We start from the raw sequence: 18,173 nt of genomic DNA on the forward strand, positions 1-18,173 counted from the left end.
TATACTGCTTTCTTTGCGGGACCGCCTGTCCGGCCCGATCATTGCGGATGAACCATGCACACCACCATCACACCTGCGGCCCCATTGGCCACGCCCACACCGGCAGCACCCTCGATTCATCATTCCCAACAACAATCTGGTCTGGCCATGCACATCCTGGGCGCCGTCGCCTTCGTGCATTTGCTCAATGACTTGATCCAGGCATTGCTGCCGTCGATTTATCCGATGCTGAAAGCCGAGTTTTCACTCAGTTTTACCCAGGTCGGCCTTATAACCCTGACGTTCCAGTGCACCGCTTCGCTGTTGCAGCCGTGGATCGGCTTGTACACGGACCGCCGTCCGCTGCCGTTCTTGTTGCCGATCGGCATGTGCTTTACCCTCGCCGGCGTGCTGATGCTGTCCGTCGTCTCGACCTTCCCGACCCTGCTGATCGCTGCGGGCCTGATCGGCGTCGGTTCCTCGACCTTCCACCCGGAAGCCTCGCGCGTGGCACGCATGGCGTCGGGCGGGCGCTACGGCTTTGCCCAGTCGCTGTTCCAGGTGGGCGGCAATGTCGGCTCCGCCCTGGGGCCGCTGTTGGCGGCCGTCGTCATCGTCGGCCGTGGCCAGGGCAATATTGCCTGGTTCAGTCTGTTGGCAGTGCTGGCCATCGGCGTACTCTACAGCGTCAGCCGCTGGTATAGCGGCCACCTGGCCAGTTTCAAGCCGAAGGCGGGCGGCCACGGGCCGAACTTGTCGCGCAACAAGGTGTTGAAAGCACTGGGCGTGCTGGCCTTGCTGGTGTTTTCCAAATACATCTACATGGCCAGCCTGTCGAGCTATTACACGTTTTACCTGATCGACAAATTCCACCTGTCGATCGGTTTGGCGCAGCTGTATTTATTCCTCTTCCTCGCTGCCGTGGCGGCCGGCACCTTCATGGGCGGCCCGATTGGCGACCGCATCGGCCGCAAGCGCGTGATCTGGATTTCCATCCTGGGCGCGGCGCCTTTTACCTTGCTGCTGCCGTATGTCGACCTGTTCTGGACGGCCGTATTGACGGTGATCATCGGTTTCGTGATTTCGTCGGCTTTTTCCGCCATCGTTGTCTTTGCGCAAGAACTGGTGCCGGGAAAAGTTGGCATGATCGCGGGGATTTTCTTTGGCCTGATGTTCGGCGTGTCCGGCATCGCGGCCGCCGCCATGGGCCACCTGGCCGATGTGTCGGGTATCGCCTACGTCTACAAGATATGCTCGTATCTGCCACTGCTGGGCATCCTGACGGTGTTGCTGCCGCATATCGAGCAGTCGAAAAAGTAAGCCAGGCGCACCGGCGGGCTTGACGGCTCGCCAAAGCGCATGCGATATTCTCCCCATGATCACTTCCATCCTCCTTCCAGTATTTACATCCGGCGCCGCTGCTGCGCTGTGTCCGTGCGCCTGGCCCCGAGAGGATGCGGCCTTGCGCCGATAAGTTTTCATTCCTCATTCCGATGGCCACAGTGTTGAAAAACCTGTGGCCATTTTCTTTTTCCGCGGCGCTCCAGAAGGACCAGCATGACACTCCATTTGTACGATACGTATAGCCGCAGCCTGCGCCCGTTTGCACCCATCGCCGCAGGCAAGGCGGGCCTGTACGCCTGCGGCCCCACCGTCTACGATTACGCGCATATTGGCAACCTGCGCACCTATCTGTTCGTCGACGGCTTGCGCCGCGCGCTGGAGTTCAATGGCTTGCAGGTGCGCCACGTGATGAATATCACGGACGTGGGCCATCTGACGTCGGACGCGGACAGTGGCGACGACAAGGTCGAAGCGAGGAGCCGGCGCAGCGGCAAGTCGGCCTGGGACATCGCGGCCGAATTTACGCGCGCCTTTGAAAGCGATTTGCACCAGCTCAATATCCTGCCGCCCACCGTCTGGTGCCGCGCCACCGAGCATATTGCCGAACAGATTGCCTTCATCGGCGACCTGGAAGCGAAGGGCTATACCTACCGCACGGGTGACGGCATTTATTTCGACACCACGCGCCAGGACGGTTACGGAAAACTGGCGCGCTTGAAACGTGACGGCCTGCAGGCGGGGAAAAGGGTGGCGCTGGGCGACAAGCGCGATCCCTGCGACTTCGCGCTATGGAAATTGAGTGGCGTGCCCGGACAGCGGCAGATGGAGTGGGACAGTCCCTGGGGCCTGGGTTTCCCCGGTTGGCATATCGAGTGCTCGGCCATGGCGGAAAAGCACCTCGGCGCCTACTTCGACATCCATTGCGGTGGCGAAGACCACGTGGCCGTCCACCACAGCAACGAGATTGCGCAGACGCAGGCGCGCCACGGCACGCGCCTGGCCAATTTCTGGCTGCATGGTGCCTTTTTGAAGACGCAGGAGGCGAAGATGTCAAAATCTTCGGGTGATTTCTTGCGCCTGCATAGCCTGGTGGAGCAGGGCATAGATCCGCTGGCCTACCGCTACCTATGCCTGGGCGCCCATTACCGCAGCAGCCTCAATTTTACGGACGAGGCCTTGCGTGCTGCCGCCAGCGGCCTGGCGCGCCTGCGCAGCACGGTGCACGGGCTGGGCGAAGCGGAAGGCGATGCCGATACCGCCTGGCTGGCGCGCTTTGCGGCACAGATCAACGATGACCTGAACTACCCGCGCGCGCTGGCCGAGGCCTGGGAGCTGCTGAAAAGCGCTCTGCCCGATGGCGTCAAGAAGACGACGATGCTGCGCTTCGATGCTGCGCTGGGTTTGCGGTTGGGCGAGTGGTTCCCCGTGGTGGAGGTGCTGCCCGACGCAGTGCTGGCCTGGATGGCGCAGCGCGAAGCCGCCCGCAAGGAACGTCGCTGGGGCGACGCCGATACCTTGCGCGGCTTGGTGCGTGGAGCGGGTTTTGAGATTGACGATACGGCGCAGGGGCCGAGGGCACGCAGTTTGGATTAGCGCAACGTCATCCGATCTGCAACGGCATCGGCATCAGCATCAGGCTTCGATAAAGCGCATCTTGAAACTGCGGCCCTTGATGTTGCCAAAGTCGCGGCCCAGCGGGTTGCCGTTGCTCAGGCGCTTGAAGGCCGCCTCGGCCACCGTGCGATCAATGGCCACATAGGTCATGAATTCGAACACGTTGATCTTGCCCACTTGCTCCTTGGTGAGGCCGGCGTCGCCCGTCAGCGCGCCCAGCAAGTCGCCCGGACGCAGCTTGTCTTTCTTGCCGCCCATGATGCACAGGGTGACCATTGGTGCCGGCAGCGCCTCAATCCCGTCGTCTTCAGGCAGTTCCTTCATGTCGTGCCATTCGGCGGCGCTATTCTGGTACTGCTCGATCAGCTTGACCCATTTTTTCTCGTTCGGCGCGCACAGCGACAGGGCCAGGCCCTTCTTGCTGCCGCGGCCCGTGCGGCCGATGCGGTGGATGTGTACTTCCGTGTCTTTCGACACGTCGACGTTGATCACGGCGCCCAGGTCGGAAATATCCAGGCCGCGCGCGGCGACGTCGGTGGCCACCAGCACGGAGCAGCTGCGGTTGGCGAACAGCACCAGGATTTCATCGCGCTCGCGCTGTTCCAGCTCGCCGTACAGGGCCAGCGCGGAAAAGCCTTGCTGGCGCAGTTCTTCGGCCAGCTCGCGGCAATGCACCTTGGTGTTGCAGAAGGCCAGGGTCGATTCCGGCTTGAAGTGTTTCAGCAGCTTGCCGACGGCGCCATTGCGCTCGTCGAAGCCGATTTCATAGAAACGCTGCTCGATCTTGTCGTTGTTGTGCTGCGCTTCGACCGTCACTTCCAGCGGATTGACGAGGAAGGAGGCGGTGGCGCGGCGAATATCTTCCGGGTACGTGGCCGAGAACAGCAAGGTTTGGCGGCGCGCCGGGCAGGCGCTGACGATGCCGGCGATTTCCTCGTAAAAGCCCATGTCCGTCATGCGGTCGGCTTCATCGAGCACCAGCGTTTGCACATGGCTCAGATTGATGGTGCCGCGGCCCAGATGGTCGCGCATGCGGCCCGGCGTGCCGACGACGATGTGGGCGCCGTGCTCCAGCGAAGCGATTTGCGGGCGCATCGGCGCGCCGCCCGTCAGCGTCAGGATCTTGATGTTGCCAGCCGCGCGGGCCAGGCGGCGCAGTTCATTGGCCACCTGGTCGGCCAGCTCGCGCGTGGGGCACAGCACCAGGCCTTGTACGGCAAACCAGGCCGGATTGAGCTTGTGCAGGATGCCGATGCCGAAGGCAGCCGTCTTGCCGCTGCCCGTCTTGGCCTGGGCGATCAGGTCGCGGCCATCGAGCACCGCCGGCAGGCTTTGCGCCTGGATGGTGGTCATCTCGTGGTAGCCGAGCGTATCAAGGTTGGCCAGGAAGGCAGGTGTCAGCGGCAGGCTGGCGAAGGAAGTGTCAGTGGTGGCAGAGGTGGTGTTCATAGAGGGCGGGACCGGGTAAAAAGCGGGTGAATGGGCACAGTCTACAGGCGTTCTACGCCCTTGTGCGGATGGTGGTGTGGAGCTGGCGGCAAACGGCCGCCGGCGTGGGGTGTTAATTATCGGGCGCCCAGATGGGCAAGCCGCTCAGATCGAGTCCGGCGTCGCGCGTCCAGACGGGCAAGCCCGTGGCATCGGTCGGCTCCAGCAATTCAAGCTGCACCTGCTTCAAAGCTACCTTGCGCACGCGCACGCGGCGCGTATGTGCGGGGTCCTGCCCGGCATCCTGCTCGGGCAGGGCCGGCGGCGGGCCGAAACCGGGCAAGTCGATAGTGGCGTTGTCTTTTTTGTCTCTCATTTCTGAACCTCTGGCCCCCGGCAGCAAAAAAAACGGCGCCGGGGAGCGGGCAAAAACTGTCCGCTATGTGAATACTCTGTACGCTTCGTCCACAAAACAAAAGCCCGGCTACTGGAGTCGGGCTCATTGTTGTAACAACCGTCAGGAAAACTTGTCCTGCGGATTTAAGTGCGGCACGCAGTGTATCACACGCGTGCCGCATTGTGGGAGGCGCCGTTGTTCTGTCAGCGGAAGCTCAGGGCGCCCGTCAGGTCGCCGGGCGGCAGCGCGCCGCGCGCCGCAAACGCGTCGTTGCGCCCTTTCAAGCCTTCGAGCAGCGGCAGGTCGTGCAGGCGCGTGATCAGGCGCAGGATCGAGGTCGTGTCGTAGTAGTTGTTGTCGACCGCGCCTTTCTTCGCGTACGGCGAGACGATGATGGCGGGAATGCGCGTGCCCGGACCCCAGCGGTCGCCCTTGGGGGGCGCCACGTGATCCCACCAGCCGCCGTTTTCGTCAAACGTGATCACCACGATCATGTCTTTCCACTGCGGCGACTCCTTCAAGTGCTGAATGATGTTGGCCACGTGCTGGTCGCCCGACTCGATATCCGAGTAGCCGGCGTGCAGATTCAAATTACCTTGCGGCTTGTAGAAGGTCACGGCCGGCAGCTTGCCCGCCACCGCAGCGGCGAGAAATTTGTTCGAAATCGGGCTGTCGCCCGTACCGCCATCGCGCAAGTGCTCGGCGCGCGCTGCCGTTCCCGGGGCGAACTGCTTGAAGTAGTTCAGCGGCTGGTGGTGGAACTGGAAATTCGGCTTGCTGCCGCCGCCCTTGTGCTCGAGCGCCGCTTGCCAGCCGCCGCCATACCACGCCCAGCTGACGCCTTTGCGCGACAGCAGGTCGCCGATGGTGTCGTAGGTTTGCGGCGGCAGGGTGTTGGCGTCGGCCGGGTCGGCGTGCAGCGGGTCGCCATCGTAGGCGGGACGGATGTAGCTTGGTTGATACGGCGGCGCCATGGTGTTGACCACGTAGCCGTCCGGCGTGATGGCGCCGTCGTTGACGTATTTCGGCTTGCCGTCCAGCGCCGAGGCCGGGCACTCGGGCGAAATGGCCAGGCGCACGCCTTGCGGGCCGTCGGCCAGCACGGCGATCTTTTTCTTCGCTGCCGTGTCAAGCGCGTTGAAGTATTCGTTGGCGCGGCCCGTGACGAGGAACTGGTGGTTCATGTAGGAGCCGCCGAAGGCCGCCATGAAGAAGTTGTCGCACAGGGTGTACTGTTCGGCGATCTGCCACAGGTTCAGGTTTTTCGACGTTTCGCCGTAATGGCCCATGACCAGGCCGCCGCTGTCGGCCCACGCGGCAAAGCCGTCGTTCTTGCCGCCGTTGATCTGCATCTGGTTGTTATAGAAGCGGTGCACCAGGTCGCGCGTGATGATGCTCTCGGGCAGCGGCTTGCCGGCCGCGTCGCTCAATTTGTAGGGCGCATTTGGCAGACCCGAAATCTGCTCTTCCTTGATCAGGTAGTCGGTGCCGCCGATATTCTGCTGGTTCGGCACCAGGCCGCCCCAGATTTTCGGCAGAGTGGCCAGCACCTTGCCGTCGCGGTCCATCTGCTGCGCCTGTTCAGCCGTGACGGCGGACAGGGGCGCGCTGGTGCCGGGGAAGTTGGCGAACAGGTTGTTGAAGCTGCGGTTTTCCAGGTAGATCACCACCACGTTCTTGACATGCGCCTTGAGTTTCGCGTCGAGCGAACCCTTGGCGATGGTCTTTTTGGCTGGCGCGGCGTCGGCCAGCGCCGGCAGGCTGGCGGCCAGGCCGACTGCGGAAGCAGCCTGGAAAATACGCCGGCGCGAGGGATTGGCGGGTTGGTCGGCCGGATTGGCTGGCAGGGCGGGGGCGAGGTCCTTCACACATTCTCCTTGGGTGTCTCTGTGGGCACGGGCAATGGCGGCTGCCCGTGAAGCGGGAAAATTGTATCACCGGCCCTTGCTTGCTGTGAAATATTCGCCTGCCGCCCCCATGACGTCTTTCCTGGCGTCAGAACGGCTTGCTGGCGTCGATGGGCGTTGTGGAAATGCGACTGGCGCCAAGGTGGCGAATTGCCATCTTCAGGCCAAGAGACTTGAAGTTTCCTATGGGTAAGCTTTCATGTGAGAAAATGTGTGCTGTCGATGTGGTGCGGAGCGAAAAATGATGTGGATGGTTGGCGGTGCCCTGGTTATCCTGATCGCCAGATTTTTATGGTTGGGCTACTTTCATCGGGTGAACGCGATGTCGCGCCAGGCGGAATTGATGAACTGGCTCGACATCGGCCGCGTGTCAAACGTGGGCGGCGGCAAGGATATTTTGTTGGCGAGAAATGAACGCGGCGCCAGGATAGACTGGCGCACGGGCGAAGTCTGGCTGATGAATCCGAAGGTGGCAGAGCCATTTGCCGATTTTCTGGCCGTCGAACGCTGGCTCACCTTGCGCGACATGGCCACTAATGGCAGCAAGGAAGCTGCCGAGGCGGCGCCTGCGCCAGTGGAGCCGGCGCCCGAGCCAGCGCCTGAACCGGGCCCGGTGCGCGATACGCTGCCGGCCTTCCAGCAAAAGGTCGATGATTGCCTGGCCAGGGCGGAGGGTGGGCAGGAATTGCTCGAAACGAAGCAGGCGTTCGAAGCGGGCAGTGCCCCTTATCTCGAGGCGTCGACCGAGTTGAGCAAGGCTGCGCTGGAGTTGGAGGTGTCCCCGGCGATGGTGGCCACTTTTCATATCAGCGCGTTTGCCGCCTTGACCGAAACGGCAGGGGCCGACAAGCTGGAACGCGTGGCAGCCAGTTTGCATGCCGCAGCCAGGCAGATCAGGGCGACCGGCGCAGTGTAATTGCGCTGGGTGGCCTGGAATGAAAAAACCGCTGAGTCCCTTGCAGGAATCAGCGGTTTTTATGTATTGGTTGCGGGGACAGGATTTGAACCTGTGACCTTCGGGTTATGAGCCCGACGAGCTGCCAGACTGCTCCACCCCGCAGGAGAATTATATACTAGTTTGTGGCGTTGCGTAATGGCGGATGGCATTTAGCTTGCATGCAGGTCTTGGGCAGGGCTTGAGTGTGTTGCGCCGCAATAGAAAAAGCCGCTGACTCTTTTTCAAGAATCAGCGGCTTTTATGTATTGGTTGCGGGGACAGGATTTGAACCTGTGACCTTCGGGTTATGAGCCCGACGAGCTGCCAGACTGCTCCACCCCGCAGACGAATTATAGCGCGGTTTGCTGCAATGCGCAATGGGCTTGCAGCAAACCCTGCATCAGGCTGCCGCCAGGCGCCACAGCGAGGTGACTTCCTTTGAGCGGGCCGCGTGCAGGCTGTCGCTGGCGTCCTGTGCGCGCGGGTGCGTGGGTTTCACGTCCAGGCGGTCAACGACCTTCAAGCCCGCTTGCGTGATCCATTCCAGCAATTGCGCACGCGGGCGCAGGCCCAGGTGCTCGGCCAGGTCGGACAGGATCAGCCAGCCTTCGCCGGCCGGTTCCAGGTGGTCGGCCAGGCCGGCGAGGAAGCCGCGCAGCATGCGGCTGTCCGGGTCGTAGACGGCATATTCGATGGGCGAGCTGGGACGCGCCGGCAGCCACGGTGGATTGCACACCACCAGCGGCGCGCGGCCAGCGGGGAACAGGTCGGCCTGCACGACGTCGACCTTGTCGAGCACATCGAGGCGGGCCAGGTTTTCGCGCGCGCAGGACAGGGCGCGCGGGTCCTGGTCGGTGGCGATGATGCGCTTGACGCCGCGCTGCGCCAGCACGGCGGCCAGCACGCCCGTGCCGGTGCCGATATCGAAGGCCAGGCTGGCGCGCGCGGGCAGGGGCGCGTCGGCCACCAGGCCCACATATTCGCTGCGGATCGGCGCGAACACGCCGTAATGCGGGTGGATGCGCTGGCCCAGGGCCGGCAGTTCCACGCCCGTGCGGCGCCATTCATGCGCGCCGATCAGGCCCAGCAGCTCGCGCAAGGAAGCGACGAACGGTTCTTCGCCACGGCCATACGCTTCGTTGCAGGCCAGTTTCACGTCCGGCGCGCGGCGCAGCGGGATCGTGTAGTCGGCATCGAATGGCAGCAGCAGCATGGCCAGCGTACGGGCGCGCTGCGACTGGGCCTGGCGGTGCAGGTGGAACGCTTCCGTGGCGGAAGGTTCAGGTTTGGCCAGCTTGGCGGCGTTGGCCTTTTTGCTGGGCTTGTCATTCTTGTGGTCGGCGCGCCGCGCCAGCGCTTGCAGCAGCTGGCGCGCGTTCTGGAAGTCGCCGCGCCAGAGCATGGCCGTGCCTTCGCAGGCCAGGCGGTAGGCCTGATCGGCCGTCGTGCGGTCGTCGGCGATGACGACGCGTTTCGGTGGCGGCATGCCGCTTTCCGAGCGCCAGCGGGCGCACTGTTCGGCGCCGTTTTCGCTCCAGTGGATCTGCGGATGGGCGGTATTTGTAGAAGTGTCGGACATGGGATGCAATCGAAAGAAGGTGGGCGCGCGGCATGGTCGCCTGCGCAGGCCGTCTTCTATTATACGTCGCTGCCCGACCGGGTATCAGGCGCTCGGGGCGGTATGGCGCGATGGGCGGCCATTCCCGCCATTCAATTAATGATGATGCGACCAGCTACCGTCGGCCGACGCCAGGTAGGACTTGACGGCATCGGCCTGGCCCGTGGCGTGGCGCTTGAGTTCGCCGCACGCGCAAATGCCCTGGTAGGGCTGGATATGCGAGCAGGCGGAGACTTTTTGCAGGTAGACCTGCACGGATTTGTGACATTTTTCGCACTTGAAGGTGAGGCTGCGGGCGGCTTTCATGGGTTTCCTTGAACTGTTGCGGGGCGTAGGCGGTGTCTACGCGAAGGCCGCGATTTTAACCCACTGCGCCCATCGTTACACGTTGTTGCAACTGCGCCACGCCGAAGTCAACTGAATCTCGTCTACTACGTTGAGACACTACGAAGGCCGTCTGGCATTCATCGAAGAGGTAGCACCATGGACAAGCGTGACAAGGAACAGCGGGCACAGCCTGGCAAGGAATTGGTCAGGAAATGGTTGAAGGCGGAATTGGCGCAGCGCCGGCCGCCGCCCGACCCCGAGCAAATCCGCCGCGAACTGGGCTGGGATCTGCTCACGCTGGGCCGGGAGCCAGCCACCCGTTAGCGCACCGTCACCACGCTCTTGCCGCCGGAACCGGGCTGCACGAGTATCCTGGTGGCGATGCGCTCCGTCATTTCCTGCACATGCGAGATCACGCCCACCTTGCGGCCCATGGCTTGCAAGCCGTCGAGCGCGTCCATGGCCACGCGCAGGGTTTCCGTATCCAGGCTGCCGAAGCCTTCATCGATGAACAGCGACTCCACGCGCACGCGGTTCGATGACAGCGAGGCCAAGCCCAGTGCCAGGGCCAGCGAGACGAGGAACGATTCGCCGCCCGACAGCGAGTGCACGGAGCGCAGCTCGCCGCCCATGTCCTGGTCGCGCACCATCAGGCCCAGCGAAGGATTGTTCGGGTTGTCGATGCGTTCGAGCTGGTAGCGGCGCGCCAGGTGGTTCAGGTGCGCGTTGGCATAGCCGAGCAGCACTTCGAGGGTGAATTGCTGGGCGTAGTTGCGAAATTTCTTGCCGTCGGCCGAACCGATCAAGTCATTCAGGCTGGCCCAGCGCCGTTCGATGCTGGCCTGTTCCTCGATCTGCGCCAGCATCGCCTGCGCGCTGTGGCGTTTGGCGTCGTCATGAAAGATGGCGAGCCGCAGGCGCGTCGCTTCCTGGTTGGCTGCCTGGCGCTCGGCGCCCAACGATTCCAGCGCTGCCTGTAGCGCGGCCAGGTCCGTTTCCAGATCGGCCGGCGGCTGTTCCAGGTGTAGCGCAAGCTGTTGCTGGCGCTCGGCCAGCACGGAAACGGCGGCCGTATGGCGATCCTCGATTAGTTGCAGGGCGGCCCGTTCGGCGCGCATGGCGTCGAGCGGGATGGCCAGGCGCGCGCGCAAATCTTCGGCAGTGGCGGGCGCGTGCCCGGGATGGGCAAGCTGGAACTGGCGCAGCCAGTCCTGCAGCGCGGCCGCTGCCGTGATGTCTTGCTGCTGCAGGGCGGCCAGGCGCTGCGAGAGCTGTGCGCAGGCTTCATCGAGCCGGGCGCGCTCCTGGCTGGCAGTCTGGGCGGCCGCCTGCTGCTGCGCCAGGCGCTCTTTTGCCGCTGCGATATTGGCCGCCAGCGTGCGTTCCACATCCGCTACGGCCTGGCCATCCCATAACGCCGTGCGCTGCGTTTGCAGCGTTGTCAGGCGCGCGTCGAGAGTGGCAAATGCCGCGTGCGCCGTGTGCGCCTGCTGTTGCGCCTTCTGCGCCGCAGCGTTGGCCGCTTCCAGCTGCGCCGCCAGCGTCGCCAGCGCATGGCTGCGGCCCGCTTGCGTCTCGTGCTGTTTCAGCCATTGCCCGCTTTCCACCTGGCGCGCTGCGCGGAAGGCGGCCGGGCCGGCGCGCCAGCTGTCTTTCCAGCCTTCGGCGCCTTCCGTGTCGGCAAACGCACCATCGAGCTGCGCCAGCAAATCATCGAGCGCGGCGCGCGCCGTTTCGCCCTTGTCGGCGTGGGCCGCCTGCTGCGATTGCAACTGCGCCAGCCGCGCCTGGGCGTCAAAGACGGCTGCCGTCCAGCGCGCGTGCCCGGCACTCGCCAGTTCATGCGCCGATTGCGCCTGGTCACGCCGTGCGCCGGCCTCGCGTAGCGCGGTTTCCTGCTGCGCCATTGCCTGCAAGAGCGCCGCATTGGCGGCCAGTTGCTGCGTGAACCAGTCCGTGCGCTGCTCGCCGGAGGGCAATTGCAGGATGGCGGCATGCGGCTGCCATTGCGCGTCCAGGGCGGCGATGGCGGACGGCAGGGCTACCAGTTCCGCCGCCGTTTGCGCCTGTTCGCGCGCATACGCGGCCAGCGCCGCCTTGTGCGCGGCCAGCCGCTCCACATTACCGTGCGATTGCGCGCGGCAAGCTTGTACCTGATCCTGCAAGCTGGCCAGCATCGCCTGCAATGCATGGTCGGCGTGGCTGTACGGGTGTTCCAGCGCACCGCAGACGGGGCACGGCTGATCGTCCTGCAAATTGGCGCGCAGTTGCTCCACGCTGGCTGCGCACGCCGCCTCGGCACCTTTTAGCGATGCTTCCGCCTGCGCCAGGCCGGCCTCGAACAGCGCCGTGTGGGCCGTTTCCGCCGCCAGCGCGGCGCTTTCCGCCTGCGCGGCCTGCGCCAGCTGCACCGCTTTGGCTTGCCAGTGCGCCAGCGCCTGCTGCTGGCGCGCCAGTTCGCCCCAGGTTTTTTCGGCGCTCGCCAGGATGCGCGCATGCGCTTCCAGCTGGCCGCGCTGTTCTTGCAGGCCCTGGCTATCGATGGCTTGCACGGCGGCCGTCGCCTCGCGCCGCTGCGTATCGCGCGCCGTCAGGGTAGCGTCGGCGGTGGCCAGCGCCTCCTGCGCCGCGCGCGCCGCCTCGCCAGCCTGGCGCACCAGCTGCGCCGATTGGGCCACGCTGGCGTCGGCAGCATCGGCTTGCGCGGCAGCCTGGCCAGCCTGGGCAAACAACTGGTCCCACAACTGCCAGGATTCGGCCAGCGCCTGCCAGTGCCGCTGCGATTCCAGCCACTGGCGAGCCGTTTCCTGCTCCGCGTGCAAGGCTTGCTGGCGCTGCTGCAGCGCGTGCAGGGCGCTGCGCGCCGTCTCGTTGGCCAGGTCGGCTGCCAGCGCCGCCTCTTTTGCCTGGCGATGCGCAGGCAGGTGCGCCTGAATGCCGGCGTCGAGCGCCTTGGCCTGATCGAGCAGGGGGGTGGCGTCGCGCTGCGCCGCTTCCTGCTGCTGCAATGCGGCTGCCGCCTGCTGCACGGCGGCCGCCTGCTGGGTCTCGCCAGCGATGGCTTGCGCGGCATGCAGGCGCGAAGCTTCGAGCGCCGGGCCGGTGGCGGCGATGTCGGCTGCCAGGCGCGTCACGTCGCCCTGCAGGGCGTGCGCCGGCTGCAGCAATTCCCACTGTGCCAGCGCCGCGCGGCGCTCTTCGGCAGCCGCGCGCTCAAGCGCTGCGCTGCCCAGCGCCTCTTGCGCCGCCGCCACCTGGATGTGCAGCTTGTGCGCCTCCTGGTGCCAGCGTTGCTGCTGTTCCAGCACGGCCTTGCGCAGCTCGATGTTGTGCAGGGTAGCCTCGGCAGCAATGCCCAGCGCTTCCGTTTCGGCCCGTTCTTCCGGCGACAGGGGGCGCTGGTCGGCCAGCTTTTCGCCCAGGCGTTCGAGGATCTGCTTTTCCTTCTTCGCCCGCTCGAAGGCGCGCACGGAGATATCCGTATACATGCTGCTGCCCGTCAGCGTTTCCAGCAATTCGCCCCGTTCATTGTCTTCCGTCTTGAGGAAGGTGGAAAATTCGTTCTGCGCCAGCAGCACCGCACGCGTGAACTGGTCGAACGACAGGCCGATGCGCTTTTCGATTGCTTCCTTGACTTCCGTCTTGGTGCCGCCGATGGGCTGCAGCGCGGGCAGCTGGTGCAAGCTCATGGCGGTGGCCTGCAGCGCGCCCTCGGCCCTGGTGCGCGAGCGGCGCACGCTCCAGCGCGCGCGGTAGCTCGCACCATCGTTGCCGACGAAATCGACTTGTGCGTAACCATCCGGCGTGCCGCGGCGCAGCAGGGTGCGCGTATCCTGGGCGTTGACGGTTTCCTTGCCCACGTCGGGCAGGGCGCTGCCCCGTCCCAGCACTTTCAACAGGCGCGGCGTGGCGTCGTACAGGGCCAGGCACAGTGCGTCGAGCAGGGTGCTCTTGCCCGCGCCCGTGGGGCCGCTGATGGCAAACAGGCCGCTTGACGCCAGCGGCTCCTGTTCGAAGTCGACTTCAAATTCGCCGGCCAGCGAGGCCAGGTTTTTACCGCTGATTTTCAGGATTTTCATGGTTTTTCAAAAAGCAGTCAGGCGCCGGGCAACAGCAGTTCGGCCAGGGCCGAGAGGAGCTCGGGCGGCGCTTCCCTGGCGTATTTTTGCTGGTACAGGCGGCGGAAGATGTCGTCGGGCTGCAGCTGGCTCAATTGATCGAGGGTCATGTTTTCCGGCGCGCTGCTGCGTGCGGCGCTCGACGTTTCAATTTTGGCCAGGCGCACGGGCTTGCCGTCGAGCGCCGTCTCGATGCGCGTGCGCAGGCCCGGTTCGGGCGCGTCCAGGCGCACGCGCACTTCCAGGAAGGGCTGCGCTTCAGTCGGTGCAGCGGGCACGTCGAGGGCGGCCAGCTGCGCCAGCACTTCGTCGATCGCTGCTGGTTGCGGCGGCACGCGCAGCAGGGGCACGGCGCGCGGCACGTCGATGGCGCGCACAGCTTGCAAAGCTTCGCCATCGATGTCGAGGCACAGCACCTGGTGGCAGTAGTTCACTTCGGCAAACGACAGGGGAATCGGGCTGCCGCAGTAGCGGATATGCTCGTGGCCGCCCACGGCCTGCGCCTTGTGCAGGTGGCCCAGCGCCGCATACGCGATGGCCGCATCAAAGATCCCCGACGGCAGCATCTCCGTGCCGCCGATGACGATGCGCCGTTCGGAGTCGTTCGACATTTCGCCGCCCACCATGTGGCAGTGGCCCATGGCGATGATGGCCTGGCCAGGCTGGCGGCGCGCCAGCGCCAGGTCCGTCAGTTGGCGGTACAGCAGGGCGATGCCGCCCAGGTAGGCGTCCTGGGGATCGCCGGCGGGCAGTTTCGGCACGTCGCCGGGCCGCAGGAAGGGTACGGCCAGGCACCAGGCCTGCACTTGCCCGTCGCTGCCGGTGAGCGGCAGCAGCAGGCGTTCCAGGTCGATATGGCCCGCCTCGTCGCGCAGCAAATGGCCGATGACGTGCGTGCCATGCGCGGCCAGCAGGGGGCCGGGCGCTTCCAGGCGGCCGGCCGAATCGTGGTTGCCGGCGATGATCACCAGTTGCAGCGCGGGCAGGCGCGCGCGCGCCTGCTGCAAGAAGACATATAGCTGCTTTTGCGAGGCGGCCGATGGATTGGCGTTGTCGAACACATCGCCCGCCACCAGTAGCACGTCCACCTGTTCGGCCACGAGGGTGGCGAGCAGCCAGTCGAGGAAGCGCTGGTGTTCATAGCCCCGCTCATAGTTATGCAGGGTCTGGCCCAGATGCCAGTCGGAGGTGTGCAGCAGGCGCATGGTGGGGCAATGGTAGGGAAGACAGGCGCCAATATAGCAGGAATGGCGCCATACGCCAGGGGCTATATCAAGTAGTCAATACGCCAGCGCGATAGGTATTCTTGCCATCCTGCTTGGCTTGATACAAGAGCATGTCGGCGCGCTGCAGCAGCACGGCGGGGGAAATGTCTTCGTCGCGGTAGAAGGCCAGGCCGATGCTGGCGGAAATGCGCACGCTGATGCCATCGAGTTCGAACGGCTGCTGCATGGCGCTGACGATTTTTTCGGCCAGCACGGCGGCGTCGTCTGGCTTGGTGATCTGTTCCATGATGATGGTGAACTCGTCGCCGCCCAGGCGGGCGACAACGTCGGTGGCGCGCATGGTCTGCGTCAGGCGCTGGGCGAAGGCGCGCAGCAGGGCGTCGCCCGTGCCATGGCCATGCGTGTCGTTGACGGACTTGAAACGGTCGATGTCCAGGTACATGACGGCCATCAAATGCTGTTGCTGGCGGCTGGCATGCATGGCGTCGCTGAGTCTTTGCTGGAAGCCGGCGCGGTTCGACAAGCCCGTCAGCGCGTCGACCTGGGCCAGTTTCAGCAGGCGCTGTTTTTCGCGATTTTGCGCGGTGATATCCTGGCGCATCACGTGAAAGCCCGCCACTTGCAGCTTGTCTTCGCCTATTTGCGGGATGTAGATCACTTCCATGCAGCGCTCGATGCCTTCTTTTACATCTTCTTCCTCGAAGCTCAGCGTTTCGCCAGCCAGCACGCGCTCGATATATGGCGCGACCGCGCGGTAGCGTGCCTCGTTCATGGTGTCGCGCACGCTCAGGCCCAGTGCATGCCGGCCCGTCAGGCCGAAGTCGCGTTCGTAGGCGAGGTTCAGGAATCGGTACACCTGGTCGGCGTCGATGTAGGCAATCATGGCCGGCACGGTGTCGGCGATGGTGCGCAGGCGCGCTTCACTTTCCAGCAGCGCCACTTCCGATTCGCGCAAGGTAGTGATGTCATCCAGGCTGCCCACATAGCCTTCGACCAGGCCGTCGACGAGGATGGGGGCGATCTTCACGGAAACCCATACCAGCTTGCCGTCGCGGTGCAGGCAGCGCAGGGTGGACTGGAACGGCGCATGGCTGCGCGTGAGCTGCTCCAGCGCCGCGTGCATCAGCGGATAATCGTCCGGGTGCAGCGCGCTGGTCCAGCCGGCGCCCAGCGCGGCCGCGCGCGGCAGGCCCGTGATCGCTTCGAAGGTGCGGTTGGCATAGGTGCAGCGGCGCTGGCGGTCCAGGCGCACCAGTCCCAGTGGCGAGGCGTCGGTGACGGCAGCCAATTCGGCCTGTTTCTGGCGCAATTCCAGTTCCTGCTGGCGGCGCCGCGAGATATCCTCGGCGATACACAGGATATGCTCGACCTGCTGGCGCTCGTCGAAGACGGGCACGGATACGGCGTGCAGGTAGCGCAGGCTGCCGTCACGCAGACGCAGCGGCTTGTCAGTATGCTCGATGACGCCGCGCTGGGCCAGGATGGCGCGGTCGTCGTCGGCGTCGTGCAGGCCGAAGTCGGGCGGGAACGCTACGCAGTCAGTCTTGCCGATGACGTCGGCGGCCAGGTAACCGGTGATGTCTTCGGCGGCCTTGTTCCACACCTCCATCTGGCCAAAATTGTCGGGGCGCGCGCTCTTGACGTAGACCAGCACCGGCAAGTTCTCGATCAGCGACTGCAGGAAGCTGCGGTTATCCTGCAGCGCCAGTTCGTCGTGTTTGCGCACGCTGATGTCGCGCGAGGTGACGGCCACGCCGTCGGTGATCGGCACCACTTGGTGGCGCAGCCAGCGCGTGCCGCCCGAGGCCTGGCTCAGTTCGAATTCACCTTCCAGCGGCTGGCCCGTTTCCATCACCAGCATGAAACGCTTGAAAAAGCGCTCGCCGGGCAGCAGCGGCACCAGCGGCAGCGCGCGCTTGCCCAGCAGTTCCGAGCGGGGCTTGCCCAGCATGTCGGCGGCCCGCTCGTTGATGTCGGCAAAGATGAAGTCTTCCACCGGCTTGCCCGGCGCGGAACGCCAGGCTTTCAGCAGCAGCACGGCATCCAGGCTGCCCTGGTGCGCCGCGCGCAGCAAGGCTTGCGTTTCCTTGGCCTGGCGGATGCTGCGGCGCAATCGGGCGCTCTGGCGCGTCAGCAGCGCCGTAAAGCCGGCGATCAGCAGGCTGGCAGCGATCAGCGCGCCGAAATACAGATGGCGGCGATGCTCGAAGCGGGCCAGGGCGACGGCACGGCTCACGCCCACCACGGCCAGCAGCGGGTAGCGCGGCAGCTCGCGGTAGCTGTAGATGCGCGCGATGGCATCGATGGGTGGTTCGATCACCAGTTCTTCGGGCGCATGCCGGTGCGGGCCGGGCATGCGGAAGTCGATGCGGTCGCTGATGATCAGTTGCTCGCCGATGCGCCCCACTGTCAGGCCGATGTCGGGGGCCACCAGCATCAGCGCGCCATGTTCATCGAGGTCCAGGCGGTCGTAATCGTCGACGAAATAGCTGGGGTTGATCAGGATAATGATGGCGCCGGCGAAGCGGCCCTGAGCATCGTTCAGGCGGCGCGCCAGGCGAATGGTCCAGTGCTTGCTGCCGGCATCGAGCATGGGCGTATCGACCAGGGCCGTGTCGGCCGGGTTGGCGGCCAGCGCCCGGAAGAGCGCCTGGTGCGCCAGTTTTTCCGGCAGATACGCGTTGGCGCTGTCGATCACCTTGCCATGCGCGTCGAGCAGGGCGATCGGCAGTTCCAGCTTTGACGGCAGCACGCTGTCGAGCAGCCCCTGGCGGCGCGTGAATTCATTCAGGCGCAGGCCGCCATCCGATCCCTCATATTTGAGCTTGAACAATTGCGTCGCGTGGTCGGTCTGGCGCAGGATGAAGCTGGTATGGTCGGCCAGGGTGCGCGCCAGCGACTGGCTGCCAGCCACGGCGTCGCGCATGGCGTTGGCCTGCTCCTGGCCAACCTGATAAATGACGGCGCCCCACATCACGATCAACAATAGCAGCGCGAACAGGGGCACCAGGCTGATGCGGTAGATGTTGCGGGCAAGGCGTTGCAGGGGTTTCGTTGTCGCTATCACGGGCGCTTACAGGCAAGGGTCATGGAAAAAGGGGGGGCGGCCGCGGGGAGGGTGGCGTGGCGCGCATGGTAGCCGAAATCGGCCGCCCTGCGCTGAGCCAGTTGCCGTCGCCCCGCCGTCTGTTCGCGGTTTGTCGCTGATCTTATTTTGCGATAAATCAAGCACCTGTGGTACTGCGCATGTCAATAAAAGGCGAAGTGGCGGCGGCGTG

12 protein-coding genes and 2 tRNA genes are annotated in these 18,173 nt (G+C 64.7%); 4 read left to right on the forward strand and 10 right to left on the reverse strand.

Annotated elements, in window-relative coordinates; translation table 11 throughout:
• The first annotated feature begins 54 nt into the window (after nucleotides 1-54).
• Together ACQ4W6_RS12075 and cysS are read left to right on the forward strand one after the other, a co-directional pair.
• A complete protein-coding gene (locus ACQ4W6_RS12075; protein ID WP_436567430.1) occupies nucleotides 55-1,299 on the forward strand; it encodes an MFS transporter in 1,245 nt (414 codons plus the stop codon).
• A gap of 237 nt (nucleotides 1,300-1,536) precedes the next feature.
• A complete protein-coding gene (gene cysS, locus ACQ4W6_RS12080) occupies nucleotides 1,537-2,916 on the forward strand; it encodes a cysteine--tRNA ligase (protein WP_436567431.1) in 1,380 nt (459 codons plus the stop codon).
• A gap of 39 nt (nucleotides 2,917-2,955) precedes the next feature.
• Here the strand turns inward: cysS and dbpA are convergent, their stop codons facing one another.
• The 3 genes from dbpA to ACQ4W6_RS12095 all read right to left on the reverse strand — a co-directional run bounded on the left by dbpA (nucleotide 2,956) and on the right by ACQ4W6_RS12095 (nucleotide 6,630).
• Nucleotides 2,956-4,386: an ATP-dependent RNA helicase DbpA gene (dbpA, locus tag ACQ4W6_RS12085; protein ID WP_436567432.1), complete on the reverse strand. Its 1,431-nt coding sequence runs from the start codon at nucleotides 4,384-4,386 to the stop codon at nucleotides 2,956-2,958.
• A gap of 112 nt (nucleotides 4,387-4,498) precedes the next feature.
• Nucleotides 4,499-4,741, reverse strand: a complete 243-nt coding sequence (locus ACQ4W6_RS12090; RefSeq protein WP_436567433.1) for a hypothetical protein — start codon at nucleotides 4,739-4,741, stop codon at nucleotides 4,499-4,501.
• Nucleotides 4,742-4,965: 224 nt separating this feature from the next.
• Nucleotides 4,966-6,630 carry an acid phosphatase gene (locus tag ACQ4W6_RS12095; protein WP_436567434.1) on the reverse strand — a complete coding sequence of 555 codons (1,665 nt, stop codon included), beginning with the start codon at nucleotides 6,628-6,630 and terminating at the stop codon, nucleotides 4,966-4,968.
• A gap of 280 nt (nucleotides 6,631-6,910) precedes the next feature.
• Between ACQ4W6_RS12095 and ACQ4W6_RS12100 the strand changes: the two genes are divergently transcribed.
• Nucleotides 6,911-7,585 (forward strand): hypothetical protein, encoded by a 675-nt coding sequence (locus tag ACQ4W6_RS12100; RefSeq protein WP_436567435.1) that lies wholly within the window; start codon nucleotides 6,911-6,913, stop codon nucleotides 7,583-7,585.
• A 67-nt stretch (nucleotides 7,586-7,652) separates the two neighbouring features.
• On the opposite strand, the gene ACQ4W6_RS12105 is transcribed toward ACQ4W6_RS12100, so the two are convergent.
• The 4 genes from ACQ4W6_RS12105 to ACQ4W6_RS12120 form a co-directional block, all read right to left on the reverse strand.
• A tRNA-Met gene (locus ACQ4W6_RS12105) sits at nucleotides 7,653-7,729 on the reverse strand.
• Nucleotides 7,730-7,873: 144 nt separating this feature from the next.
• Nucleotides 7,874-7,950, reverse strand: a tRNA-Met gene (locus tag ACQ4W6_RS12110).
• A 56-nt stretch (nucleotides 7,951-8,006) separates the two neighbouring features.
• Nucleotides 8,007-9,185 (reverse strand): 50S ribosomal protein L11 methyltransferase, encoded by a 1,179-nt coding sequence (locus ACQ4W6_RS12115; protein ID WP_436567436.1) that lies wholly within the window; start codon nucleotides 9,183-9,185, stop codon nucleotides 8,007-8,009.
• A 135-nt stretch (nucleotides 9,186-9,320) separates the two neighbouring features.
• Nucleotides 9,321-9,530, reverse strand: coding sequence for a hypothetical protein (locus ACQ4W6_RS12120; RefSeq protein WP_436567437.1), 210 nt, complete (start codon nucleotides 9,528-9,530; stop codon nucleotides 9,321-9,323).
• 177 nt (nucleotides 9,531-9,707) lie between these two features.
• Here ACQ4W6_RS12120 and ACQ4W6_RS12125 point away from each other — a divergent pair, with 177 nt between their 5' ends.
• Nucleotides 9,708-9,875 carry a hypothetical protein gene (locus ACQ4W6_RS12125; RefSeq protein ID WP_436567438.1) on the forward strand — a complete coding sequence of 56 codons (168 nt, stop codon included), beginning with the start codon at nucleotides 9,708-9,710 and terminating at the stop codon, nucleotides 9,873-9,875.
• Here the strand turns inward: ACQ4W6_RS12125 and ACQ4W6_RS12130 are convergent.
• From ACQ4W6_RS12130 to ACQ4W6_RS12140, 3 genes are all read right to left on the reverse strand, one after another.
• Nucleotides 9,872-13,630, reverse strand: coding sequence for an AAA family ATPase (locus ACQ4W6_RS12130; protein ID WP_436567439.1), 3,759 nt, complete (start codon nucleotides 13,628-13,630; stop codon nucleotides 9,872-9,874). The genes ACQ4W6_RS12125 and ACQ4W6_RS12130 overlap by 4 nt on opposite strands.
• A 17-nt stretch (nucleotides 13,631-13,647) precedes the next feature.
• Nucleotides 13,648-14,874: an exonuclease SbcCD subunit D C-terminal domain-containing protein gene (locus tag ACQ4W6_RS12135; protein ID WP_436567440.1), complete on the reverse strand. Its 1,227-nt coding sequence runs from the start codon at nucleotides 14,872-14,874 to the stop codon at nucleotides 13,648-13,650.
• A 67-nt stretch (nucleotides 14,875-14,941) separates the two neighbouring features.
• A complete protein-coding gene (locus ACQ4W6_RS12140) occupies nucleotides 14,942-17,962 on the reverse strand; it encodes a PAS domain S-box protein (RefSeq protein WP_436567441.1) in 3,021 nt (1,006 codons plus the stop codon).
• Between the last annotated feature and the right edge of the window lie 211 nt (nucleotides 17,963-18,173).

It is taken from the genome of Janthinobacterium woesei (assembly GCF_051380875.1).
Classification (GTDB): Bacteria; Pseudomonadota; Gammaproteobacteria; order Burkholderiales; family Burkholderiaceae_D; genus Janthinobacterium.